Genomic DNA, 23,233 nt, shown 5'->3' on the forward strand with positions numbered 1-23,233 from the left:
GCCCCCAGCAACCGGAAGCTGCTTACGGACCGGCATCACGTGAATAGCGATATACCCTAAAGTGAGGCGTCGGTCAGCGACTTCTCCAAACCGGAGAGGTGAATGCCGCACTCGGTCTTGGCGTGCCCCGCCCAGCGGCCGCTGCGCGCGTCCTCGCCCGGCTGCACCGGCTGCGTGCAAGGAAAGCAGCCGATCGAGAGATAGCCATAGGCGACCAGCGGATTTTCGCGCAACGCATGCGCGCGCATATAGTCGGCCTGGTCCGATGTCGTCCAATGTGCCAGCGGATTGATGCGGATGCGCGAGCCGACGGCCTCGAAGACGGGCAGTGCCGCGCGCGTCGAAGCCTGGAAGCGCTTGCGCCCGGTGAACCAGGCACGGAACGGCTCGACGCCGCGCGCCAACGGCTCGACCTTGCGCAGGTTGCAGCAAGCGTCGGTGTCGGTCTCGTGCAGCCTGCCGGTCGGGTCGACGCGTTGGAGCGTAGCCTCCTCAGGCTTGATCACTCTTATATCGGTCAGGCCGAAATCGGCCACCAGCGCGTCGCGATAGCCGAGCGTCTCCTCGAAATGCTTGCCGGTGTCGAGGAAGATGACTGGCAGCGAACGGTCGATCTCCGAAATCATGTGCAGAAGCACCGCCGAATCCGCGCCGAAGGACGACACGGCGGCGATCTCGCCGCGAAACAGATCACGCGCCGCGCGCTCGATGATCTCGATCGGCTTCAGATGGCCGTGCAGCGCGTCGAGCCCCGCCGCTTCCGCGGCGACGCCCGTCTCTACGCTGCCGGTGCGGTCAAGCGGCCTTGGTTTCGCCAGCATAGAGCGCCTCCTTGAACGGCGCGGGACCGACACGGCGGTAGGCGTCGATAAAACGTTCGTCGGGATTGAGCCGAAGGCCGAGATAGGTGTCGACGATCTGCTCGATGGCATCGGTGATCTCTTCCGAGGAGAAGCCGCGGCCGATGATCTCGCCGACGGACGTGTTTTCGTCGGCCGAACCGCCAAGCGTCACCTGGTAGAGCTCGGTGCCTTTCTTCTCGACGCCGAGAATGCCGATATGGCCGACATGGTGGTGGCCGCAGGCATTGATGCAGCCGGAGATCTTCAGCTTCAGCTCGCCTATCTCGCGCTGCCGCTCCAGCGAAGCGAAGCGGCGCGAGATTTCCTGCGCCACCGGAATGGAGCGCGCCGTCGCCAACGCGCAATAATCGAGGCCCGGGCAGGAGATGATGTCGCTGATCAGGTTGGAATTGGCTGTCGCCAGGCCGATCTCGACCAACGCGTCATAGACCGCCTTGAGATCGGCGCGCGCCACATGCGGCAGGATCAGGTTCTGCTCGTGGCTGACGCGCAGCTCGTCGAAGGCGTATTTCTCGGCGATGTCGGCCACCGCTTCCATCTGGCTGTCGGTGGCATCGCCGGGCACCTCGCCGATGCCCTTGAGCGAGATGGTCACCGCTGCATAGTCGGGATGGCGATGGGTCACGACATTCTGGTCGAGCCATTCCGAAAAGCTCTTGGAATCGAGCCTGGCCCGTTTCACCGCATCATCGCCTTCCGGACGGGAAACCAGCGCCGGCGGAGCGAAATAGGCGTTGATGGCCTGGATGTCGGCCTCGGGCAGCTTGAGCTCGGCATCCTTCAGCGCCTGCCACTCAGCTTCGACCTGGCGGGTGATCTCCTCCACGCCGGTCTCGTGCACCAGGATCTTGATGCGCGCCTTGAACTTGTTGTCGCGGCGGCCATAGAGATTGTAAACGCGCAGGATAGCCGTGCAGTAGGACAGCAACTCCGCCTCCGGCAGGAAGTCGCGGATTTTCCTCGCCACCATCGGGGTGCGGCCCTGGCCGCCGCCGACATAGACGGCGAACCCAAGCTCGCCGGCGGCGTTCTTCTTCAGATGCAGGCCGATGTCGTGCGTCTGGATGGCGGCGCGGTCGCGCTCGGCGCCGGTCACGGCGATCTTGAATTTGCGCGGCAGATACGAGAACTCCGGATGCACGGAGGACCATTGGCGCAGGATTTCGGCATAGGGCCGCGGATCGGCGACCTCGTCGGCTGCGGCGCCGGCGAAATGGTCGGCGGTGACGTTGCGGATGCAGTTGCCGCTGGTCTGGATCGCATGCATCTCAACGCTCGCCAGATCGGCCAGGATCGCCGGAATATCCGATAGCGCCGGCCAGTTGAACTGGATGTTCTGGCGCGTGGTGAAATGGCCGTAGCCCTTGTCGTATTTGCGGGCGATATGGGCCAGCATGCGCAATTGCCGGCTGTTCAACGTGCCGTATGGCACCGCGATGCGCAGCATATAGGCATGCAGCTGGAGATAGACGCCATTCATCAGCCGGAGCGGCCGGAACTGGTCCTCGGTGATTTCGCCGGCAAGCCGGCGCTGCACCTGGTCGCTGAACTCGGCGACACGGGCGTGTACGAAATCCTGGTCGAACTCGTCGTAACGGTACATGCTTCGTCTTTCCGGGCGCGTCCGCCCGTTGCTTTCCTTGGGTTTAAGCCGCCCGTGCCGGTTGCGGGCTCGCCTGCTTGCCGAGATCGGTGCGGATGGTGGGGCCCGCGGCGCGTATCTTTTCGCGCAGCCGCACCGGTTCGACCAATCCGTCGACGATCGCAACGTCGATGATGTTGACGTCGACCACCTCATTGTTGGCGGCGGCCGCGGCGCCGATCGCTTCCAGCCGGTCCTCCGCCGTCTTGTCATACGCGATATCGGCATGGCCGACCGTTTCCGCCCAGCCGCCGGCGGCGTACCAGACGGCGATGCCGTCGGAGAGCCTGTTCGCGGTGAGAACCTTCATTGCTCAACTCCTTCGGCCACGGCTGAAGCCGCACCCTCATGCCTATGTGCCGCGAGCGGCTCGGATTGTTCGAAATTGGCGCCGGCGACGGCGTCGCCGATGATCGTCATCACCGGTCCGGTGAGATCGGCGCGCGCCTCCAGCGAGGGCAGGTCGGCAAGCGTGCCGTGGAAACGGCGGCGGCCGGCGAGGCTGGCGTTCTCGACGACGGCGACCGCGGTGTCCGGCGACAGCCCCGCCTCGATCAGCCGGCCCGCGACTTCCGCCGCGACCGAACGGCCCATATAGACGGCGACCGTCGCGCCGGAGATGGCAAGCTTTGCCCAGTCGGGCAGCGAGTTGCCCTTGAGGTCGTGGCCTGTGGTGAACACCATCGAGGACGAAACGCCGCGCAGCGTCAGCGGCAGTTCGAAATCGGCGGCGGCGGCGAAGGCGGCGGTGACGCCCGGAACCACCTCATAGGCGATCCCGGCCTCGCGCAGCGCCGCCATTTCCTCGCCGGCGCGTCCGAACACCAGCGGATCGCCGGATTTCAACCGCACCACGCGCTTGCCGGCGCGGCCCAGTTCGATGAGCAGCGCGTTGATCTCTTCCTGGCTCTTGGAATGACAGCCCTTGCGTTTTCCCACCGGCAGGCGCTCGGCGTCGCGGCGGCCCATGGCGACGATCGCCTCCGGCACCAGCGCGTCGTAGACGATGGCATCGGCCTCCATCAGCAGGCGATGTGCGCGCAAAGTCAAAAGGTCCTCCGCGCCCGGACCGGCACCGACCAGCGCGATATGTCCCTCGACCGGAGCATCCTGGGCCAAGAGGTCGAGCGCCGCGCCATGCGCCTCGGCGAGGTCGCCTGCTTCGATGGCCTTGGCCGGCGCGCCAGCGAAGAAATCGCTCCAGAAGCGGCGGCGGCGATTGCCCTTCGGCAGGCTCTCGGCGGCGGCGCGGAACGTCGCGGCAAGTGCCGCCAGCCGGCCGAGCGATGGCGACAGCATGCGGTCGATGCGCCCGCGCAGCATTTGCGCCAGAACCGGTCCGGCGCCCTCGGTGCCGATGGCAATCGCCACCGGCGCGCGGTTGACCAAGGCCGGGGTAAAGAAATCGCAGAGCTCAGGCCGGTCGACGGCGTTGACCGGGATGCCCAGCCGGCGCGCGTCCTCGGCTACGCGGCGATCGAGTGCCTCGTCGCTGCTCGCAGCGAACACCAGGGCGGCGCCTTGGAGTTGCGCGACTTCATAGGCTGCGTTGATGTGGACGGCGCCGGTCGATGCGATGAAATCCAGCAGCCCGCCGCTGGCATTGTCGGCGACGATGCGCAGCACCGCGCTCGATTGCGCAAGCAGCCTGGCCTTGGCAAGCGCTTCCTCGCCATTGCCTACGATGGCTACGGCTTCGCCGTCGACCCGCATGAAGACGGGAAAGGCATTGAGCTTGGTATTGGCTTGCGACATGGCAACGAGCAATATTGGAACAGTTTGGCAGTTTTACGCGGGCTGGCCAAAAACCAGAAGGCAACCACTCGCGCACTGCCGAACGGCAGGCAATCGCTTTTTCGCAGCCGCGAAGGGCAAGAGAAAAAAATTCTACTTTGAGAATGAGACGGCCTGAGCGGCATGCGAAACCGCTTTGATCCGTCGCAATTTTTAGCGCCTTGCCCGGAAAGTGGCAAAACCGTTTTTTCTAAATTCTACTAACTTAGTAGATTAAAGCCGATCTTGCCGGTCGGCGCCCCGGCTTCGCCTGAAGGGAGCAGTCGAGGGCGCCATCCCGGATCGGAACCATCATGCTGCGCGGCTCGTTTGCCTAGCGATCATCCTGTCGATCCCGAGCTCCATCGATCGACGACAATGCAAGCAAGGAGGAACGCCATGAGCGTCAAGCTGAAACACGGAGTGTGGGTCGTCGTGGCTGATGGCGAAAAGGCGCTCTTCCTGCGCAACCAGGGCGACAACAAGTTCCCGAACCTGGAGGTGGTGCATGAGATGGAGCAGGAGAACCCCGCGACGCGCGAGCAAGGCAGCGACAAGCCGGGTCGCCAGAGCAACGAGGGTCCCCGCAGCGCCGTCGAAGAAACCGACTGGCACCGTCTCGGCAAGGAACGCTTCGCCGTCGAGATCGCCGACCGGCTCTACAAGCTTGCGCATCGCGGCGCGTTCGACGCGGTCGTGCTGATCGCGCCGCCGCAGGTGCTTGGCGAGATGCGCCAGAAACTGCACAAGGAGGTGGGCGAGAAGGTGCAAGCGGAAATCCCCAAGACGCTCACCAACCACACGATTTCCGACATCGAAAACCTGTTGCAAGCGGCATAAGGCGGCGAAAAGAAAGCGGCTTCGCGGCTGGATCGCGTCCCGAAGCCGTCTCTTTGTGGCGCGGCGCCGATTTTCCGGTGCGCGCCCGCCTTCGGCGTCGAATTCTGCGCGGCGGCGGTTGCATCATCGCCGCTCCGTCCACCATATTGCCCAAGGCGACGGCCTCGGCGGGCGCCCATCCGACATTCGTGAATTTTCGAAAGGCGCTCCATAGACAATGCCGCATGACACGCCCCTTATCGCCACCATCGTCGCCGGTCTGGGGCTTGCATTCGTCTTCGGGGCGTTAGCCAACCGTTTCCGCATCCCGCCGCTCGTCGGCTATCTTGTCGCCGGCGTCCTTGTCGGTCCGAACACGCCCGGTTTCGTCGCCGACGCCAGCCTCGCCAATGAGCTCGCGGAAATCGGCGTCATCCTTTTGATGTTCGGTGTTGGCCTGCATTTTTCGCTGAAGGACCTTCTGTCCGTCCGCGCCATCGCGGTGCCGGGCGCCATTGTGCAGATCGGCTTTGCGACCTTGCTCGGCGTAGGCCTTGCCTGGCTGCTCGGCTGGTCGCTGGGCGCCGGCCTGGTCTTTGGCCTGGCGCTTTCGGTCGCCTCGACCGTGGTGCTTTTGCGCGCCATGCAGGAGCGGCGGCTGATCGAGACCGAGCGTGGCCGCATCGCCGTCGGCTGGCTGATCGTCGAGGATCTGGCCATGGTGCTGGCGCTGGTGCTGCTGCCGGCGCTCGCCGGCGTGCTTGGCGGTCAGCCGCAGGTCAATGACCATGCGAGCCTGCTTTCGCTGCCCGCCAGCTACGGCATATGGGGTATCGTCGGCGTCACGCTTGCCAAGGTCGCCGCCTTCGTCGTCGTCATGCTGGTGGTCGGCCGCAGGGTCATTCCGTGGATCCTGCATTACGTCGCTCACACCGGCTCCCGAGAATTGTTCCGGCTCTCGGTCTTGGCCATTGCGCTCGGCGTCGCCTTCGGCGCGGCGAAGCTGTTCGGCGTCTCGCTGGCGCTCGGCGCCTTCTTCGCCGGCATGATCATGAGCGAATCCGAGCTCAGCCACCGCGCGGCGGAAGAATCGCTGCCGCTGCGCGACGCCTTCTCGGTGCTGTTCTTCGTCTCGGTCGGCATGCTGTTCGACCCATTCAGCCTGATCAGCAACGGCCTGCCGATCCTCGCCACTCTGGCCATCATCGTCATCGGCAAGTCGATCGCGGCTTTCGTCATCGTGGTCGCCTTCCGCTATCCGATCGCGACCGCGCTGATGATTTCGGCGAGCCTTGCCCAGATCGGCGAATTTTCCTTCATCCTGGCCGAGCTTGGCGTTGGCCTGAAGCTGTTGCCCGAGCAAGGCCGCGACCTGATCCTGGCTGGCGCGATCCTCTCGATCCTGCTCAATCCGCTGATGTTCCTGGTTGTCGACTGGATGAAGCCGTGGCTGGAAAAGCGCGCCGGCAAGGCCACGCCGGTCGAAGAGCAAAGGCCGATCGGCCCGGCAACCGAGCCCGGCCAGGTCGCGTCGGTGTCGGCGGCTCCTGGCAAGGAAGATGGCCCGCCGCCCAAAACCGCGCTTGCCGGCCATTCCATCCTGATCGGCTACGGCCGCGTCGGCAGCCTGGTGGGCGCGGCGTTGAAAAAAGCCGCCCTGCCCTTCCTGGTCATCGAGGATGCCGACAAGACGCTGGCCAAGCTGCGCGACGACGGCGTCGAGACCGTCGCCGGCAATGCCGCCAATGCGGATGTCTTCGCAGCCGCCAATCCGGAAGGCGCCAAGCGGCTGATACTCGCTATCCCCAACGCCTTCGAGGCGGGGCAGGTCGTGCTCAGGGCCCGCGCGGCCAATCCGGCGATCGATGTCATCGCCCGCGCCCATTCCGACGCCGAGGTCGAGCACCTCAAAGGGCTCGGCGCTAGTACCGTGATCATGGGCGAGCGCGAAATCGCCCGCGCCATCGTCGAGGTGGTGACCGGCACGGCCACGGATCCGGCCGGGCCTGCCATGGAGATCAACCCGCAGCCCGCTTGATGGATGTCAGGCCAGGAACGCGGAACCGCCATTCTGCGCGATATCGCTGAGATATCTCGCCGGCGGCTTGCCCAGCGCTTTCTTGAACATGGTGATGAAGGCGGTCACGGATTCATAGCCGAGATCGCCCGACACCTGCTGCACGCTGGCGCCGGAAGACAGTTCCCTGAGTGCTACGATCAGATGCAGCTGCTGGCGCCAGCGCCCGAAACTTAAGCCGGTCTCCTTGACGACGAGGCGCGCCAGACTGCTCTCGCTGAGCGCCAGGCGGTCCGCCCACTCCGCCAGCGTGCTGCGATCGGCGGGGTTATCGGCCAGCGCTTCGGCGATTCGCCGCAACCGCGGCTCGGCCGAGATCGGCAAATGCAATTGCTGCACAGGCATACGCGGCAGTTCCGCAAGCAGCACGCTTCCCAGGAAGTTGCCGCGCGCATCGTCCGGCGCGCAGTCCGACAGTTCGATGATCAGCTCGCGCAGCAGCGGCGAGATCGAAAGCGTGCAGCACCGATCCGGCAGGTCGGCGGCGTCCGGCTCGATATAGACGAAGAAAATCCGCGCATTGGCCGTTGCGACGTTGCTGTGTTCCATGCGGCTCGGCACCCACACGCCGCAATGCGGCGGCACCATCCAAAGTCCGCTCGGAACGCGGCAGGTGACGCCGCCGCCGAGCGCAAAGACGAGCTGCCCCTTGCGATGCCAATGCTCGCGCACCTCGGCTCTGGTCTCGGTGACATCGACGCCAACGGCGATCGCCGACGCAGCCACATCATCGACGTTGAAATCCAGCCAGGGCCAACGGAGTGGCTGTCTCATATCTGATGTCTTTTAGCGATTGTCTGGCATTATCTCTAAATTCTTCGAGGTCGAAAGTCGATAGGCTCCAGCCGTTCCGCAATCGATCGCGACTCCCAAAGCCAATTTCAAAAGGAGAGGCCTGTGCTCGCTCTCGCCATTTCTTTCGACAGCCCCAACCGGTTGAAGTTCACCAGAGTCGAGGAGCCAAACTGCAATGGAAATGAAGCATTGGTGGCAGTTCATGCAATCTCGTTGAATCGTGGCGAACTGCGCCTGCTCGCCATACGTCCCGACGGCTGGATCCCTGGTCAGGACATCGTCGGCATTGTCGAGCGCGCGGCGGCAGATGGTTCAGGCCCGGCCGCAGGCACGCGCGTTGCTGCCTTGGTCGACCAGGCCGGCTGGGCCGAGCGCGTCGCTGTTCCGACCGATCGTCTCGCCGTCGTGCCGGACGCGGTCAGCTTCGCGTCCGCGGCCACGCTTCCGGTGGCCGGCACGACGGCGCTCAGGACCTTGCGCCATGGCGGCGACCTCGCCGGGCAGCGGGTCCTGATCACCGGCGCAAGCGGCGCGGTCGGCCGCCTCCAGATCCAGATCGCCCGCGAGCAAGGCGCTTCGGTGACAGCGGTCGCTTCGGCCCGGCACCACGATGATCTTCGCGACCTGGGCGCCGAGCAGGTCGTCGAGTCGATCGAACTCACCGAGGGAGCGTTTTCATTGATCACCGAGTCGGTCGGCGGGAAAAGCCTCGCCGACGCGATCGAACGCATCGCGCCCTGCGGGACCATCGTCATGTTCGGCTCGAGCAGCGGCGAGCTCACGCCGATCGGCTTCCGTCAGTTCGTTCCAGGCCACGAAGGCGCGCGGCTTCAGACCTTCGCCTATTACACGTCCGGTTCAGCCATCGGCGCCGACATCGCCGCGCTGCTCGATCTTGTCGCGGCCGGCAGGCTCGAAGCGCGCGTGGCCATGACCGTGCCGTGGACGGACATCGGCCAGGCCCTGGACGCCCTGCGGCAACGCAGCTTCAGCGGCAAGGCCGTTGTCACCATGACTTGACGTCAGCCAATCACACGTGCTGGCCGCCATTGATGTGGATTTCCGAGCCGGTCACGTAGGACGCCTGGCCGGAGCACAGGAAGAAGATGATGTCGGCGACTTCCGAGGTGGCGCCGAGGCGCCTGAGCGGGATCGTCTCGACTATTCTGTCGGTGCCGGGCGACAGAATCGCCGTATCGATCTCGCCCGGCGCGATGGCGTTGACGCGGATGCCGTGCGGGCCGAAGTCATGCGCCATCTCGCGTGTCAGCGAGCCGAGCGCCGCCTTGGATGTGGCATAGGCCGTGCCGGCGAACGGATGCACCCTGGTGCCGGCGATCGAGGTGACGTTGACGATCGAGCCCTTGGCGGCGGCGAGCTCCTTGAACAGACCTCTCGCCAGCATTATCGGCGCGAAGAAATTGACCTGGAACACGTCGCGCCACACATGCATCGGCGTGTCGATCGAGTTCATCCGGCTGCCGTCCTTCAGCTTCGGCGAGATGCCGGCATTGTTGACCAGCGCGTGCAGCTGTCCGCCATGCGCCTCCAGCCGGTGACGGATTTCCGAAACGGCGATGCCGACATCCTCCTGGTCGGCGAGATCGACCTTGATGTGATCCTCGGGGCCGGCCGGCCATGGACAGTCTTCGGCAAAGGCCTGGCGCGAGCAGGTGATGACCCGCCAGCCCTCGCGCGAAAAGCGCTTCACCGTCGCATGGCCGATGCCCCGGCTGGCGCCGGTGAGCACGATGGTTTTTCTGCTGTCGGTCTCGGCCATGGTTTTGTCTCCGGCCGGACATGTAGCCGAAGGCGCCAGCCATTGCGAGGGGCGAGTTGTTTTCAGCCTCCGCTGAGGATGTCGAGGATCGACGTCTGGCGCCTTTTCTTCGGACCGCCGACGTCGCCGGGCGGCACCGGATGTCCGACCGATGCCGTGGTGCCGCCATCGCTCGGCATGCCGAAGCCATCGGCATCGACCGTCTGGGCCGGACGCGCCTGCCGTGCGGGCGCAGGGGCCTGGGCGACGGGCTGTGACTGGCCGACGGCCGCGGGCGGCGCAGGCGGCGGCTGCGAGGCGTCCGCCGACGGGATCTCGTCCGGCACGATCGTATCGGACGGCGTCGACTTCCAGGTGCCGGGCAGCGGCCTGACAGGCACGCCCTCATGCGCGGCCACCATGAATTCATGCCAGGCCTGCGCCGGCAAGGCGCCGCCGGTGACCTTCTTCATCGGGCTGCCGTCGTCATTGCCGAACCACACGCCGGTGGTGAGATTGGCGGTGTAGCCGACGAACCAGGCGTCGCGCGAGTTCTGGCTGGTGCCGGTCTTGCCGGCCGAAGGCCAGTTGAACGCCGCCTTCTTGGCGGTGCCGACCTCGACGGTCCCGGTCATCATCGAGTTCATCATGCCGACGATATCGGCCTTGATGACACGCGGCGCGCTACCGGTGCTGCCCTCGTAGAGCACCTTGCCGTTGGCTGTCGTGATGCGCTGGATGAAATGGATGTCCGGCTTGTAGCCGCCATTGGCGAAGGGCACGTAGGCCGACGTCAATTCCAGCGGCGTCACTTCCGACGTACCGAGCGCGATCGAGGTGTTGGCCTGCAGGTCGGACTGGACGCCCATGCGATGCGCGGCTTCCACCACGGCGTCGGGCCCGACCTCCATGGTGAGCTGTGCCGCGACCGAATTGAGCGATTTGGCCAGCGCCGTGGCCAGCGTGACCTTGCCGTAATACTTGCCGCCGTAATTGTCGGGCGTCCATTTGCCGATTTTGATCGGCGCGTCGTTGCGGATGCTGTCCGGCGTGCGGCCGGCCTCCAGAGCCGCCATATAGACGAAGGGCTTGAAGGCCGAGCCAGGCTGGCGCCGCGCTTCCGAGGCGCGGTCGAACTGGCTGGTCGAGTAGTCATAGCCGCCGACCATGGCGCGCACCGCGCCCGAATCGTCGATCGACACCAGCGCGCCTTGGCTGACGTTGAGCTTCTTGCCGCTCTCGTCGATCAGCCGGCGGATTGATTGTTCGGCAATCTTCTGCAGGTTGAGGTCGACGGTGGTGTTGATGACAATGTCGCCGCGCACGTCGCCGATGAGGTCGGGAAGCTCGTCCATCACCGTGTCGGCGACATAGTTTTCCGAGCCGGTCCAATAGGACGGCGCGCGCGTTGCCGGCGCGCTCAGCGCGGTCTTGTATTCCTTGTCGCTGATCTTGCCTGTCTCGCGCATGGCGGCCAGCACGAGCTGCGCCCGCTCCTCGGCCGCTTTGGGATCGCGCGCCGGCGACAGCTTGGAGGGCGCCTTGAGCAGACCCGCCAGCAACGCGGCCTCCGAAAGCGTCACGTCGCGCGCGCTCTTGCCGAAATAGCGCCGCGAGGCCGCTTCGACGCCATAGGCGCCCGAGCCGAAATAGACCCGGTTGAGGTACATTTCGAGGATCTGGTCCTTGGTATGCTTGTGCTCGAGCCAAAGCGCGAGCAGCACTTCCTGCACCTTGCGTTCCAGCGTGCGGTCCGGCGTCAGGAACAGGTTCTTGGCCAGCTGCTGCGTCAGCGTCGAGCCGCCTTGCGAGAAATGGCCGCCGACGAGGTTGGTGACCATGGCGCGCGACAGGCCGATCGGGTCGATGCCGAAATGCGAGTAGAAGCGGCGATCCTCGATGGCGACGACTGCCTCCGGGATATAGGGCGACATTTCGTGCAGGCCGACGGCCTCGCCGCCCGACGCGCCGCGATTGGCGATCAGCGCGCCATCGACCGACACGATCTTGATGTTGGGCGCGCGGTCCGGGACCGACCATGTCGTCGCCGCCGGCATCTTGGCGCCGTAATAGACGACGACGCCCGCCGCCGCGATGCCGCCCCAGATGCACAGCACGAAGCACCAGTAGACCAGCCGGGTGGCGATGCCGAGCAAGCCCCGCCGGTTGCGATCGCGGCCGCGACCGCGTGATTTCGCCTTTGCGGATCTGCCCTTCGCAGCGGATTTACGGGTGCGCGGCACGACGCGATCCTCCTCGCTGACCGAAAAGCCCTCGGAAGATTTCGCGCGCGGCGATCCCTCGAAGCTCGGTTCGATGCGACTGTCCCTGCGGTTCGCCATGCGCTCTTGCTTGTCTGTCCCCGGTGCCGATGGCGTTCGGGTTGCAGAGTAGATGCGGCGATTTAAGGGCGGGTTAAAGCAGGGTTTATGCAGCCTTTTGAAAATCCTTAGGATTTTCTAAATCCAACGACATCGCACTATCCTTCGCCGTCGAATCGATCGCCTGCGGGACGCCGTATCATCGCGGTGGACGGTTGCTCAAAGTCCCGCGGCTTTTGTCAGATAAGGCGCCAGCGCCAGCGCATAGGTTGCCGTGAGATAATGGTTGTCGCGCAGCACGACGATGTTGCCGACCACAGCCGGGCAACTGTCCTTGCCGCAGAGGGCATCGTTCATGTCGACCACGGTCACCCACCACGGATCGGGCGGCGAGCGCGTAGATGTTTCCCGTTCGACCTAGTCACAGTTTGAGACTAAGGTTCGGCCCAAGCCGCATGTCAGAACAGTCGATGTCGAGGCCGCACGCCCAGCCGATCTGTTCCGCAAACAGCTGTGCCACATCGTCGAACTCGCCATCTCGACCAAGTTCCAGCCGGTCGGTGCAAGCTGGACTGATCGGCGCTTTCACTTCACCATCAAATTCGGTGACGAACACAACCTCTCCATCCTTTGATCCAAGAATTTCGGCTTCCATAAAAAGAGGGACTTCGACGCGACCTATGTGCCGACGAAAACGCATCGCGTTGTACAACAACCAAAGTGCCCCGACGGAATACCAGCCGGGGTAATGACGTTCCCGTATTGCAATATGTCGACACATTAGATTCCAAGTGCCATCGCTCGAAACGCTCAGTTGTCTGAACTCTGTATTGTCTCCCTCACGCGCCGTGACACCGCCCGCCATTGGACGCCAAATCGGACCGCCGAACGTTAGGGCCAGCGGCTGCGCCGACTGAAAGGGAATATGGCTGGATTGAAACGTCCGCCGGCCGAAAATGGAAGGCAGATGCGGGATTTGAAAGTGCCGGCCCGGCACAACGGTAGCGCGAAAAAGAACGTGGCTCGGGAAGGACGGTGCCAAGAAGCGATCTACCAGGTCTCTCGCAAACAATTCTCGCCTTATCCTGAAGGTCTCATTCACCCGATCGATTGCGGTTCGAGCCTCCCAAAAGACAGATTGCAAATCACGCATGGTCATCGGTTCGCACGAAGAACCTCGTCGAACATAGCCGGCGGCGGGGCGTCCCACTCCATGCGGCGCCGAAAGCGATTGCGGGACCTTAAAGACTATATAGCCAGCCCCGTCCTCCGTTGCCTTAATGGCCTTGACCTCAAGCAAAGGAAGCGGAGGGTCTATGACGGCACGCAGACTGCTCTCAAGCCTCTCCGCGCACTGCGACACCGAAGGAATGACGGAACCCAAGCCGGCCGAAACCTTGATCCCATCGCCATTGACCTCTTCCTTGATGCCCAGCAGCAAAACGCCCCCGTAGGCATTTGCAAAGGCAACTATCTCCTCGGCCAACCGATCGCGGCTTCTAGTAGAAATTTGATCTTGGCTCTTGCGCCAACGCTCGTCCGCGCCAGCTTCGAAATCGCCTTTAAATTCAAGGGTGAGCGATTCTGGCAACGCCCCTTTGGCTACAGTCTCGAAGTCAGCAAAGCTCCATTCAACCGCCGGCCGGTTGATCATAGTCACGATTTCCATGCTCGCACCCGCCGAAATTGATGAGACAGATTATACTTTTCCAAAGCGCAAGCCTAGATGCGTCTCTAGAGCATTCACAGTAATCGACTATAATGAAGGCAACCGCTTAACTTTAGAGGTGGATCAGACCAAGACTTATGCAGCCCTTTGAAAATCCCTAAAGCGCGTCGCGATTAATTGGCCTCATGACGAAGAAGATGTCGAGCCCGACATAGCCGCTGGGAAGCGCTGCCGGCCAGATGTGGAAAATCACCACAAAGGCTACGGCAAGCCCGCGCAGCCCCGTATCTCCGGCCGAAATCCCCCGGCGCAATGTCGTCTCGCAAAGCCGGTCTAGCCTCTCACGGCGCCAGTCTCCCGGCTGGCCACCATGGTCAATTCTGCTGGATCGAAATGCCCTTGTCGTCGATCTTGAGCTCGACGCCTTTCGGCTTGGTCTGCTCGCGATAGACATAGATGCCGAGCGCGATGACAACCGCGACCAGCGCCCCGATGATGAGATAGAGCGTGTTCTGCCTCATTGCGTCCCCTTGTTTCGGTCGAGGCCCGCTTTGAAAACCTGCAGGCAGCCTACTGGTCATCATCTGATGCCGGGCGCCAGCTCGTCGGATCGACCTTCTTTTGCGTGTCGCTGTCGGTGTAGACCCACCAGCCGCCGTCGCGATACTGGCCGATGGATTCATTGACGACGCCGTCGCTGTCTTTCCACAGGATGGTGACCTTCGAGCCGTCCTTCGGCGCGCTTTCTATCGGTTTGCGCTCTGCCATCTCACTCCCTCCACGAACCGGCCCCAACGTCCTTTCGACGCGCCGGGTTCCGTCAGCTATGCGCGAAGATGTCTTCCTCCGCCCAGCCCATAAGGTCGAGCTTGGCGCGCGTCGGCAGGAAACGGAAGCAGGCGTCCGCCTCCTTGGTGCGGTTTTCGCGCGCCAGGCGCGCCCCCAGCACCTCGTGCAGCCTGTGCAGATAGAGCACGTCCGAGGCGGCATATTCGAGCTGCTCGGGCGAGAGCGTTTCGGCCGCCCAGTCGGAGGATTGCTGCGCCTTGGACAGGCCGATGCCGAGCAGTTCGCTGCAGAGATCCTTCAACCCGTGACGATCGGTATAGGTGCGGGTGAGCCGCGAGGCGATCTTGGTGCAGAACACCGGCTCGGCCATCACGCCGAAGGTGTGGTAGAGCACGGCGATGTCAAAGCGGCCGTAGTGAAACAGCTTGGTGATCGTATTGTTTCTCAACAGGCTGGCGAGGTTCGGCGCCTCTTTCTGCCCTGGGGCGATCTGGATGACGTCGGCGCTGCCGTCGCCGGGCGAGATCTGCACCACGCAGAGCCGGTCGCGATGCGGGTTGAGCCCCAGCGTCTCTGTGTCGATGGCGACCGCGCCGACACTATAGCGCGACAGGTCAGGCAGATCGTTTTTGTGGAAACGGATATCGGTCATTCTCTTCTCCGGATCGCGGCCGCAATGCCGCGCATCGCCTGGGATGCGCCGGCAGGCGGCGCGTTGCGCTGGTCATTCGTCCTCGCCGCGATCCGGAGAAAAATCAACAGAAAGTTGAATTTCAACGTGTCAGCGCGTCGAGGATGCGCGCCCAGGACCGCTGACCCTTGTGGAACGAAGTCAGCTCGTATTTCTCGTTCGGCGAATGGATGCGGTCGTCGTCGAGGCCGAAGCCGACCAGCAGCGATTCCATGCCGAGATAGGTCTGGAAATCACCGACCACGGGAATGGAGCCGCCGCCGCCGGTGGTGACCGCCTGCTTCTCCCATTCGTCGGACAGCGCATCCTTGGCTTTGGCCAGGAACGGCGAGTCGTAGGAAAGCTGGATCGCTGGCGAACCGCCATGCGGGTGGAATTCGACCGAGCAGTCGCCGGGAATGCGTTCGCGCACGAAGGCCTGGAAGGCGGCGCGGATCTTCTTCGGATCCTGCTTGTGAACGAGCCGGAACGACACTTTTGCCGAGGCCTCCGCCGCGATCACCGTCTTGAAGCCCTTGCCCGTATATCCGCCGATAATGCCGTTGAATTCCGCGGTCGGCCGCGCCCAGGTGAGCTCAAGCACCGAGCGGCCCTTTTCGCCGGCCGGAATGGAGAGGCCGACCGGTCCGAGGAAGGTCTCGGCAGTCTCGCCAAGCCCTTCCCAGGATTTCAGCACCTGCGAGGGCGTCTCCTCGACGCCGTCATAGAAGCCCGCAATGGTGACGCGGCCGTCCTTGTCGTGAACATCGGCCAGCACTTTGGCCAGGATCCGGATCGGATTGGCGGCCGGACCGCCATAGAGGCCCGAATGCAGGTCGCGGTTGGCCGCCTTGACGGTGACCTCCTCGCCGACCATGCCGCGCAGCGACACGCAGATCGACGGCGTCTCGCAGTTCCACATGCTGGTGTCGCAGACCAGCGCGAAATCCGCCTTCAGCTCGGCCGCGTTGGCTTCCAGGAATGGCTTCAGCGACGGCGAGCCGGATTCCTCCTCGCCTTCGAACAGGATGGTGATGCGGCAGGGCAGATTGCCATGCACCTGCTTCCACGCGCGGCAGGCCTCGACGAAGGTCATCAGCTGCCCCTTGTCGTCGGCCGAGCCGCGCCCGGTGATCACCTTGCGGCCGGGCTCGATCTCCTTGATCGACGGCGCGAACGGATCGGTTTCCCACAATTCGATCGGATCGACCGGCTGGACGTCGTAGTGGCCGTAGAACAGCACATGCGGCACGCCCCCCGGTCCCTCGTGATGCGCCACCACCATCGGATGTCCGGGCGTGTCGCGCACACTCGCGTCGAAGCCGATCAGCTTGAGCTCGGCGACCAGCCATTCGGCGCCCTTGCGGCAGTCGGCGGCAAAGGCCGGATCGGTGGAGATCGACTTGATGCCGAGCAGGCCGAACAGCCGCTCCAGGCTCTGGTCGAGATTCTGATCGAGACGCTCAAGGACGGGGGCGATTCTGGACATGCGGGAGCCTTTCGAGTTTTCGGCCGACCCTAAAGGGCCACGCCGAAAACGAAAAGCCGTGATTGTTGGACCAACGCCGGCATCGCTATCGCCAAATAAAAGAAGACCGCCGTGGTGGAGGGGGAACCACGGCGGTCTCTACTCGAAACGTTGCGGCAGCCCGGAGAGGGGGGATAGGCTGCCGCAGTTTGCCCGGGATAGGCGGGGGACGGGCCTTACTCCGGACTTCGGCGAAAAACTGCCGATGACGTGTATTTGGGTCTGTGAACATGGCGATTCAAGGGCACGAAAATTACACTTTTGTAACATGCCCGTGAGCGGCAAATTTCCAGCCGGACAGGATGTGTCAGGGGTGTTGCCCGAACCGGTGGGTTCCACAGCCTTAGCCATGGACCGCGAAGCCGGGCCGCGCTATCCCTGCCGGCATGAAAAAAGGCGATCACCTCTTCCTCGTCGACGGCTCCGGCTACATTTTCCGCGCCTACCACGCGCTGCCGCCGCTCAACCGCAAATCCGACGGCCTGCCGACTAGTGCCGTGCTCGGTTTCTGCAACATGGTGTGGAAGCTGATGCAGGACGCCCGCAACACCGATGTCGGCGTGGTGCCGACGCATTTCGCCGTCATCTTCGATTATTCGTCGAAAACCTTCCGCAGCGATCTCTACCCCGAATACAAGGCCAACCGCTCTGCGCCGCCGGAAGACCTGATCCCGCAATTCGGCCTGATCCGCCAGGCGACCGCAGCCTTCAATGTCCCTTGCATAGAGACGGAGGGCTTTGAAGCCGACGATATCATCGCGACTTACTGCCGCCTGGCTTGCGAAGCCGGCGCCGACACCACCATTATCTCTTCCGATAAGGATCTGATGCAGCTGGTCGGTCCGACCGTCGGCATGTACGACCCGATGAAGGATCGCCAGATCGGCATTCCCGAGGTGATCGAGAAATGGGGCGTGCCGCCGGAAAAGATGATCGACCTGCAGGCGCTCACCGGCGACTCGGTCGACAATGTTCCGGGCGTGCCGGGCATCGGCCCGAAGACCGCGGCGCAATTGCTCGAACAATTCGGCGACCTTGACGGGCTGCTCGCGCGCGCTTCCGAGATCAAGCAGGAGAAACGGCGCGAGACCATCATCGCCAATGCCGACAAGGCCCGCATCTCTCGCGAGTTGGTGACGTTGAAGAACGACGTGCCGTTGAGGGAAGGCCTGGACGACCTTGTCCTGCATGCGCCGGATGGCCCGAAGCTGATCGGCTTCCTGAAGACGATGGAGTTCACCACGCTGACGCGACGCGTCGCCGAAGCGACCGGAACGGACATTGGCGACGTCCAGGCCTCGGCCGTCACCGTCGAACGCGCCGATACCGCGCATGGTCCCGATGTCGGCGCCGGCGCACCGGCGGTGCCAAGGCCGACCGCGCCGAACGACACCGCAAAGCCGGCTGCGCCGGTCAGGGGCGAGGATGCGCCGCCGCAAGGCGACACCCCATCGCTCCTCTCGGCGCTGCGGCTGGAACACGCGTCGGCGCGCAAGATCGACATTTCGGCCTATGCGCCCATCCGCGACACGGCCGCGCTCGAGGCCTGGATAGCCGAAGCCCGCGACGCCGGCATCCTTGCTTTCGACGCCGAGACCACCTCGTCCGACCCGATGCAGGCCGATCTCATCGGCCTGTCCATGGCGCTGGCGCCGGGCCGCGCCGTCTACGTGCCGCTCGCCCACAAGAGCGGCAATGGCGATCTGCTTGGCGGCGGCCTTGTGGAGAACCAGATCCCGGTCCGCAAGGCGCTGGCGCTGCTGAAGCCGCTGCTTGAGGATCGATCGGTCCTCAAGATCGTACAGGACATGAAATACGATATCGTCGTGATGAGCCGGCATGGCATCGAGGTCGCTCCGTTCGACGACACGATGCTGATCTCCTATGTGCTCGATGCAGGCACCTCCGGCGGTCACGACCTCGCTTCGCTGTCGGAAAAATGGCTGGGCCACGCGCCGGCTACGAAAAAGGAGCTTGCCGGCTCCGGCAAGAGTGCCATCGGCTTCGACCAGGTCGATATCGAGCGTGCGACCGCCTATGCCGGCGAGCAGGCCGACCTGGCGCTCCGGCTCTGGCAGGTGCTGAAGCCGAGGCTTGCCGCCAAGGGCCTCGTTTCCGTCTATGAGCGGCTGGAAAGGCCGCTGGTGCCCGTGCTCGCACGCATGGAGCAGCGCGGCGTCTCCGTAGACCGCCAGATCCTGTCGCGGCTGTCAGGCGAATTGGCCCAGGGTGCTGCCCGCGTCGAGGAAGAGATTTACGGGATCGTCGGCGAGCGCATCAACATCGGCTCGCCGAAACAGCTCGGCGACATCTTGTTCGGCAAGATGGGCCTGCCGGGCGGCTCGAAGACCAAGACCGGCCAATGGTCGACCTCGGCGCAGCTCTTGGAAGACCTCGCCGCCGAAGGCCACGAGCTGCCGCGCAAGATCGTCGACTGGCGCCAGCTCACCAAGCTGAAATCGACCTATACCGACGCGCTGCCCGGCTTCATCAACCCCGGCACCAACCGCGTGCACACCTCATATGCGCTGGCAGCGACCACCACCGGGCGGCTGTCCTCCTCCGATCCCAATCTGCAGAACATCCCGGTGCGCACGGCCGAAGGGCGCAAGATCAGGAGCGCCTTCATCGCCGAAAAAGGCCACAAGCTGGTCTCGGCCGACTACAGCCAGATCGAATTGCGCGTACTTGCCCATGTGGCCGAAATCCCGCAGCTCAAGCAGGCTTTCGCCGACGGCGCCGACATCCACGCCATCACCGCGTCGGAAATGTTCAACGTGCCGGTCGAGGGCATGCCTTCGGAGGTGCGCCGGCGCGCCAAGGCGATCAATTTCGGCATCATCTACGGCATCTCGGCCTTCGGTCTCGCCAACCAGCTGTCGATCCCGCGCGAGGAGGCGGGCGCCTATATCAAGCGCTATTTCGAGCGCTTCCCGGGCATCCGCGACTACATCGAGGAAACCAAGGCCTATGCGCGGGAGAACGGCTTCGTCGAGACCATCTTCGGCCGCCGCATCCATTATCCGGAGATACGATCCTCCAACCCGTCGATCCGCGCCTTCAACGAGCGCGCCTCGATCAACGCCAGGCTCCAGGGCACCGCCGCCGACATCATCCGCCGCGCCATGGTGCATATGGAAGAAGCGCTGGAGAAGGCGAAGCTCTCGGCCCGCATGCTGTTGCAGGTGCATGACGAGCTGATCTTCGAAACGGTGGAAGCGGAGGTCGAGACGACGATCCCCGTGGTGCGCAAGGTGATGGAGAACGCGCCGATGCCGGCCGTCTCGATGTCGGTGCCGCTGCATGTCGACGCTCGCGCCGCCAACAACTGGGACGAGGCGCATTGACGCCGACCGGCAGGCGTCGCGATCCTTCACACCCCCTCTGGCCTGCCGGCCATCTCCCCCGCAAGGGGGGAGATCAGCCGTCACGTCGGGTTTCGCCAATCTTCAACGTCGCAGGATGAGCGGAGCGCGGAACCCGCCAATCTCCCCCCTTGCGGGGGAGATGCCCGGCAGGACAGAGGGGGGTGCCTCGCGCCGGCATCAACCGGCTAGCTGGCCCTCAAGCCGCTTCAGCCCTGCACTTTGCGCACACACCGCGAAACTCGATCACCGCCTTCTTGGCCGCGAATCCCGTCGAGCGCACCCATTCGTCCAGCCGGTGATCGACATCGTGGTCGGACATCTCCGTCACCTGGCCGCAATTGTCGCAGATGGCGAAGGCCGTCATCGAATGGCTGTGGTCGTGAGGCTCGGCGCAGGCGACGAAGGAATTGAGGCTTTCGAGCCGATGCACGAAGCCGGACTTCACCAGCGTATCGAGCGCCCGGTAGACCTGCAGCGGCGCGCGGAAACCGCGCTCGCGCAGCTGGTCGAGCAGCGTATAGGCGCTGAGCGGCCCGCTGGACGCCTCGAGCTTCTCGAGCACGCAGAGCTGGTTCTTGGTCAGCGCATCTCTTGCCGTCATCTTGTTCGCCCAATCGACGTCCGCACGCGATCTCGCATGCGCACGACATCAATTCCTGAGATAGCGACGAACGAATGATTTTGCCACCGTTTCCGCAGCGCGCCCGTTCAAGTACGGACCGGACGGAGACGGTTCGCCAGCTCATCGCTACTTGCGCGGAGGTCCCTTGCGTTCGGCCGAAGCCGCCCAGAGATTGATATCGGATTCGCGCGCGTAAGTGTCGATCTCGGCGAGCTCGGCATCGGAGAACTCGAGCGCCTTGAGCGCGCCGACGCAATCCTCGACCTGTTCCGGCTGGCTGGCGCCGATCAGCGCCGTGGTCACCCGGCCCTTGCGCAGCACCCAGGCCAGCGCCATCTGCGCCAGCGTCTGGCCGCGCCGTGCGGCAATGGCGTTGAGCGCCCTTATGTTGGCGATCGACTTGTCGTTGATGAAGGCCGGTCGCAAAGACTTGCCCTGGCTGGCGCGGCTGCCTTCGGGTATGCCGCCGAGATATTTGTCGGTCAGCATGCCTTGCGCCAGCGGCGAGAACACGATCGAGCCGATGCCCAGCCCCTCCAGCGTGTCGAGCAGCCCGTCTTCCTCGACCCAGCGGTTGAGCATGGAATAGCTCGGCTGATGGATCAGGCAGGGCGTGCCGAGCCGTCTTAATATGTCGGCTGCTTCCCGCGTGCGCTGCGAATTGTAAGACGAGATGCCGGCATAGAGCGCCTTGCCCGAGCGCACCGCATGGTCGAGCGCGCCCATGGTTTCCTCGAGCGGCGTCTCGGGATCGAAACGGTGCGAATAGAAGATATCGACATAGTCGAGCCCCATGCGCTTGAGGCTCTGGTCGAGGCTCGCCAGCACATATTTGCGGCTGCCCCATTCGCCGTACGGGCCGGCCCACATTTCGTAGCCGGCCTTGGTCGAGATGATCAGCTCGTCGCGATAGGCGGCGAAATCGGTGCGCAGGATCTCGCCGAACGCGGTTTCCGCCGAGCCGGGCGGCGGTCCGTAATTGTTGGCGAGGTCGAAATGCGTGATGCCGAGGTCGAACGCCTTGCGCACGATCGCCTGCTTGGTCCTGTGCGGCCTGTCGTTGCCGAAATTGTGCCACAGCCCGAGCGAGATCGCCGGCAGCTTCAGGCCTGAGCGCCCGCAGCGGTTATAGATCATCTTCTCGTAGCGGTTTTCGGCGGCGACATAGGGCATGGGTATCCTCGGGATCGAAACGGCGCGGCGATCACCGCCAACCTGAATTGAATCGATGCTTGCCCCTAACCTTTTACCCTCTCCCCGCCGAAACGGGGAGAGGGGGGTTGCCACCTAAAGCGCATCGCAATCTTTCAGATCGCTCCCTGCGCTTTAGGGTTTTGATTTGCGCATGTCTTTGCCCCGAAACCGGTTCCCACTTTCGGGAGACATGCTTTAGTTTTTCTTGGCCATCAGCGCCTTCGCGTCCTTGACGCCGAGTGCGGCCGGCCGTTCGCAGGTCGTCTGCATGGCGACATATTTGCCGCTTTCGCCGGAGCGCAGGATGCCGGTCATCACATCGACGGCGTGCAGCGCCAGCTCCATCGAGCAGCGATGCGGCCGCCCTTCAGCGATCGCGATTGCCATGTCGGCCAGGCCGGCAGTGCGGTAATTGGCCATCATGCCTTGGCCGTGCATCTCGTTCGGCACGCCGAACGGATGGTTCCATTTCGGCAGCTTCTTCACCGGCTTGGCGCTGTCCGTGAAGCGCACCTCGCCGCCGAAGAAATTAGGGTCCGGCACGAAGACGGTGCCCAATTCGCCGTAGAGCTCCATCGGCGCGTGGCCGTGGCTCCAGACGTCCCAGGAGGTGTTGAGCGTGATCACCGCGCCATTGGCGAATTCGAGCAGCGCATGGATCGTGGTCGGCGTGTTGACCGGGATCTTCTCGCCCGCCCGCGGCTTCGACGAGATCGTCCGCTCCTTGGCCGGCGTCGTCGCGAAGGCCGCCACCTGTTTTACTGGTCCGATCAGCTGGATCAGGTTGGTGACATAGTAAGGACCGATGTCGAGCACCGGACCGGCGCCCGGCTGGAAGAAGAAATCCGGGTTGGGGTGCCAGTGCTCCATGCCGTGGCCCATCACATGGCAGGTGCCGCTGGTGATCGCGCCGAGCTTGCCGCTGTCGATGAGATCGCGGACCAGCTGGTGCGCGCCGCCGAGGAAAGTATCCGGCGCCGAGCCGATGCGCAGGCCCTTCTTCTCGGCCCGCTTCTTCAGGTCCAGCCCTTCCTCGATCGACAGCACGAACGGCTTTTCCGAATAGACATGCTTGCCGGCGTCGAGCACCGCCTTGGAGACTTCGTAATGCACCGCCGGGATCGTCAGATTGACGATGATGTCGATCTCTTCGTCCTTGAGCAGATCGCCGACCGTCTCGGCGCGCAGCTTGAATTCCTTCGCCCGCGCCTTCGCGGCCTCCATGTTGATGTCCGCGCAGGCGCGCATCTTGATGCCGCGGAACAGCGGCGCCAGCGAGAAATACGCCTTCGAGATGTTGCCGCAGCCGATGACGCCGACGCCAAGCTTCTTTGCCATTTTCGA

Annotated in this window: 20 protein-coding genes; 4 read left to right on the forward strand and 16 right to left on the reverse strand. The window is 63.9% G+C overall.

Annotation, left to right across the window (positions count from 1 at the left end):
• Positions 1–56 precede the first annotated feature (56 nt).
• From LB565_RS15985 to cysG, 4 genes are read right to left on the reverse strand one after another with little or no spacing between them, the layout of a single operon-like run.
• Entirely contained in the window at positions 57–821 is a 765-nt protein-coding gene (locus LB565_RS15985) for a phosphoadenylyl-sulfate reductase (protein WP_224585616.1), read from the reverse strand.
• Positions 796–2,466 carry a nitrite/sulfite reductase gene (locus tag LB565_RS15990; RefSeq protein WP_224585618.1) on the reverse strand — a complete coding sequence of 557 codons (1,671 nt, stop codon included), beginning with the start codon at positions 2,464–2,466 and terminating at the stop codon, positions 796–798. Before LB565_RS15990 ends, LB565_RS15985 begins: the two co-directional genes overlap by 26 nt.
• Positions 2,467–2,509: 43 nt before the next feature.
• Positions 2,510–2,815, reverse strand: coding sequence for a DUF2849 domain-containing protein (locus LB565_RS15995; RefSeq protein WP_224513793.1), 306 nt, complete (start codon positions 2,813–2,815; stop codon positions 2,510–2,512).
• Positions 2,812–4,260, reverse strand: a complete 1,449-nt coding sequence (cysG, locus tag LB565_RS16000) for a siroheme synthase CysG (protein WP_224585620.1) — start codon at positions 4,258–4,260, stop codon at positions 2,812–2,814. The genes LB565_RS15995 and cysG overlap by 4 nt, the downstream gene beginning before the upstream one ends.
• A gap of 417 nt (positions 4,261–4,677) precedes the next feature.
• On the opposite strand from cysG, the gene LB565_RS16005 reads away from it, so the two are divergent.
• Both LB565_RS16005 and ybaL read left to right on the forward strand, forming a co-directional pair.
• Entirely contained in the window at positions 4,678–5,118 is a 441-nt protein-coding gene (locus LB565_RS16005) for a host attachment protein (RefSeq protein WP_224585622.1), read from the forward strand.
• Between the two features lie 217 nt (positions 5,119–5,335).
• Positions 5,336–7,135 (forward strand): YbaL family putative K(+) efflux transporter, encoded by a 1,800-nt coding sequence (ybaL, locus tag LB565_RS16010; protein ID WP_224585624.1) that lies wholly within the window; start codon positions 5,336–5,338, stop codon positions 7,133–7,135.
• A 6-nt stretch (positions 7,136–7,141) separates the two neighbouring features.
• Here the strand turns inward: ybaL and LB565_RS16015 are convergent, their stop codons facing one another.
• Positions 7,142–7,948, reverse strand: coding sequence for an AraC family transcriptional regulator (locus tag LB565_RS16015; protein ID WP_224585626.1), 807 nt, complete (start codon positions 7,946–7,948; stop codon positions 7,142–7,144).
• Positions 7,949–8,071: 123 nt separating this feature from the next.
• Here LB565_RS16015 and LB565_RS16020 point away from each other — a divergent pair, with 123 nt between their 5' ends.
• Complete coding sequence (locus LB565_RS16020) at positions 8,072–8,989, forward strand: zinc-binding dehydrogenase (RefSeq protein WP_224585628.1); 918 nt, start codon at positions 8,072–8,074, stop codon at positions 8,987–8,989.
• 10 nt (positions 8,990–8,999) lie between these two features.
• Here the strand turns inward: LB565_RS16020 and LB565_RS16025 are convergent, their stop codons facing one another.
• The 8 genes from LB565_RS16025 to LB565_RS16060 all read right to left on the reverse strand — a co-directional run bounded on the left by LB565_RS16025 (position 9,000) and on the right by LB565_RS16060 (position 16,666).
• Entirely contained in the window at positions 9,000–9,749 is a 750-nt protein-coding gene (locus LB565_RS16025) for an SDR family NAD(P)-dependent oxidoreductase (protein ID WP_224585630.1), read from the reverse strand.
• Positions 9,750–9,811: 62 nt separating this feature from the next.
• Positions 9,812–12,070, reverse strand: a complete 2,259-nt coding sequence (locus LB565_RS16030) for a transglycosylase domain-containing protein (protein WP_224585631.1) — start codon at positions 12,068–12,070, stop codon at positions 9,812–9,814.
• 198 nt (positions 12,071–12,268) lie between these two features.
• Complete coding sequence (locus LB565_RS16035; RefSeq protein ID WP_224585632.1) at positions 12,269–12,406, reverse strand: hypothetical protein; 138 nt, start codon at positions 12,404–12,406, stop codon at positions 12,269–12,271.
• A 64-nt stretch (positions 12,407–12,470) separates the two neighbouring features.
• Positions 12,471–13,718, reverse strand: a complete 1,248-nt coding sequence (locus LB565_RS16040) for a helix-turn-helix domain-containing protein (RefSeq protein WP_224585633.1) — start codon at positions 13,716–13,718, stop codon at positions 12,471–12,473.
• A gap of 374 nt (positions 13,719–14,092) precedes the next feature.
• A complete protein-coding gene (locus LB565_RS16045) occupies positions 14,093–14,239 on the reverse strand; it encodes a hypothetical protein (protein ID WP_140836137.1) in 147 nt (48 codons plus the stop codon).
• 49 nt (positions 14,240–14,288) lie between these two features.
• The gene (locus LB565_RS16050) at positions 14,289–14,486 is read right to left on the reverse strand and encodes a hypothetical protein (protein ID WP_224585634.1); all 198 of its coding nucleotides are present in this window, start codon (positions 14,484–14,486) and stop codon (positions 14,289–14,291) included.
• 52 nt (positions 14,487–14,538) lie between these two features.
• The gene (locus LB565_RS16055; protein ID WP_224513781.1) at positions 14,539–15,159 is read right to left on the reverse strand and encodes a ribonuclease D; all 621 of its coding nucleotides are present in this window, start codon (positions 15,157–15,159) and stop codon (positions 14,539–14,541) included.
• 121 nt (positions 15,160–15,280) lie between these two features.
• Positions 15,281–16,666, reverse strand: coding sequence for a M20/M25/M40 family metallo-hydrolase (locus tag LB565_RS16060; RefSeq protein WP_224585635.1), 1,386 nt, complete (start codon positions 16,664–16,666; stop codon positions 15,281–15,283).
• A gap of 425 nt (positions 16,667–17,091) precedes the next feature.
• Here LB565_RS16060 and polA point away from each other — a divergent pair, with 425 nt between their 5' ends.
• A complete protein-coding gene (polA, locus tag LB565_RS16065; protein WP_224585636.1) occupies positions 17,092–20,052 on the forward strand; it encodes a DNA polymerase I in 2,961 nt (986 codons plus the stop codon).
• A 217-nt stretch (positions 20,053–20,269) separates the two neighbouring features.
• Here the strand turns inward: polA and LB565_RS16070 are convergent, their stop codons facing one another.
• From LB565_RS16070 to LB565_RS16080, 3 genes are all read right to left on the reverse strand, one after another.
• Positions 20,270–20,674, reverse strand: coding sequence for a Fur family transcriptional regulator (locus tag LB565_RS16070; protein WP_041003614.1), 405 nt, complete (start codon positions 20,672–20,674; stop codon positions 20,270–20,272).
• A 147-nt stretch (positions 20,675–20,821) separates the two neighbouring features.
• Positions 20,822–21,868: an L-glyceraldehyde 3-phosphate reductase gene (gene mgrA, locus LB565_RS16075; protein WP_224585637.1), complete on the reverse strand. Its 1,047-nt coding sequence runs from the start codon at positions 21,866–21,868 to the stop codon at positions 20,822–20,824.
• Positions 21,869–22,084: 216 nt separating this feature from the next.
• A complete protein-coding gene (locus tag LB565_RS16080; RefSeq protein WP_224585638.1) occupies positions 22,085–23,227 on the reverse strand; it encodes a Gfo/Idh/MocA family protein in 1,143 nt (380 codons plus the stop codon).
• Positions 23,228–23,233 lie beyond the last annotated feature (6 nt).

Origin of the sequence: Mesorhizobium sp. CA14 (genome assembly GCF_020165195.1) — a bacterium.
GTDB lineage: Bacteria > Pseudomonadota > Alphaproteobacteria > Rhizobiales > Rhizobiaceae > Mesorhizobium.

Excerpts from the sequence above, each read along its gene's own strand:
- cysG (WP_224585620.1), bottom strand. The coding sequence starts at position 4,260 with ATGTCGCAAGCCAATACCAAGCTCAATGCCTTTCCCGTCTTCATGCGG.
- LB565_RS16045 (WP_140836137.1), bottom strand. The coding sequence starts at position 14,239 with ATGAGGCAGAACACGCTCTATCTCATCATCGGGGCGCTGGTCGCGGTT.
- LB565_RS16080 (WP_224585638.1), bottom strand. The coding sequence starts at position 23,227 with ATGGCAAAGAAGCTTGGCGTCGGCGTCATCGGCTGCGGCAACATCTCG.
- LB565_RS15985 (WP_224585616.1), bottom strand. The coding sequence starts at position 821 with ATGCTGGCGAAACCAAGGCCGCTTGACCGCACCGGCAGCGTAGAGACG.
- LB565_RS15990 (WP_224585618.1), bottom strand. The coding sequence starts at position 2,466 with ATGTACCGTTACGACGAGTTCGACCAGGATTTCGTACACGCCCGTGTC.
- LB565_RS16025 (WP_224585630.1), bottom strand. The coding sequence starts at position 9,749 with ATGGCCGAGACCGACAGCAGAAAAACCATCGTGCTCACCGGCGCCAGC.
- LB565_RS16070 (WP_041003614.1), bottom strand. The coding sequence starts at position 20,674 with ATGACGGCAAGAGATGCGCTGACCAAGAACCAGCTCTGCGTGCTCGAG.
- polA (WP_224585636.1), top strand. The coding sequence starts at position 17,092 with ATGAAAAAAGGCGATCACCTCTTCCTCGTCGACGGCTCCGGCTACATT.
- LB565_RS15995 (WP_224513793.1), bottom strand. The coding sequence starts at position 2,815 with ATGAAGGTTCTCACCGCGAACAGGCTCTCCGACGGCATCGCCGTCTGG.
- LB565_RS16035 (WP_224585632.1), bottom strand. The coding sequence starts at position 12,406 with ATGAACGATGCCCTCTGCGGCAAGGACAGTTGCCCGGCTGTGGTCGGC.
- ybaL (WP_224585624.1), top strand. The coding sequence starts at position 5,336 with ATGCCGCATGACACGCCCCTTATCGCCACCATCGTCGCCGGTCTGGGG.
- LB565_RS16005 (WP_224585622.1), top strand. The coding sequence starts at position 4,678 with ATGAGCGTCAAGCTGAAACACGGAGTGTGGGTCGTCGTGGCTGATGGC.
- LB565_RS16030 (WP_224585631.1), bottom strand. The coding sequence starts at position 12,070 with ATGGCGAACCGCAGGGACAGTCGCATCGAACCGAGCTTCGAGGGATCG.
- LB565_RS16050 (WP_224585634.1), bottom strand. The coding sequence starts at position 14,486 with ATGGCAGAGCGCAAACCGATAGAAAGCGCGCCGAAGGACGGCTCGAAG.
- LB565_RS16060 (WP_224585635.1), bottom strand. The coding sequence starts at position 16,666 with ATGTCCAGAATCGCCCCCGTCCTTGAGCGTCTCGATCAGAATCTCGAC.
- LB565_RS16015 (WP_224585626.1), bottom strand. The coding sequence starts at position 7,948 with ATGAGACAGCCACTCCGTTGGCCCTGGCTGGATTTCAACGTCGATGAT.
- LB565_RS16040 (WP_224585633.1), bottom strand. The coding sequence starts at position 13,718 with ATGGAAATCGTGACTATGATCAACCGGCCGGCGGTTGAATGGAGCTTT.
- mgrA (WP_224585637.1), bottom strand. The coding sequence starts at position 21,868 with ATGCCCTATGTCGCCGCCGAAAACCGCTACGAGAAGATGATCTATAAC.
- LB565_RS16055 (WP_224513781.1), bottom strand. The coding sequence starts at position 15,159 with ATGACCGATATCCGTTTCCACAAAAACGATCTGCCTGACCTGTCGCGC.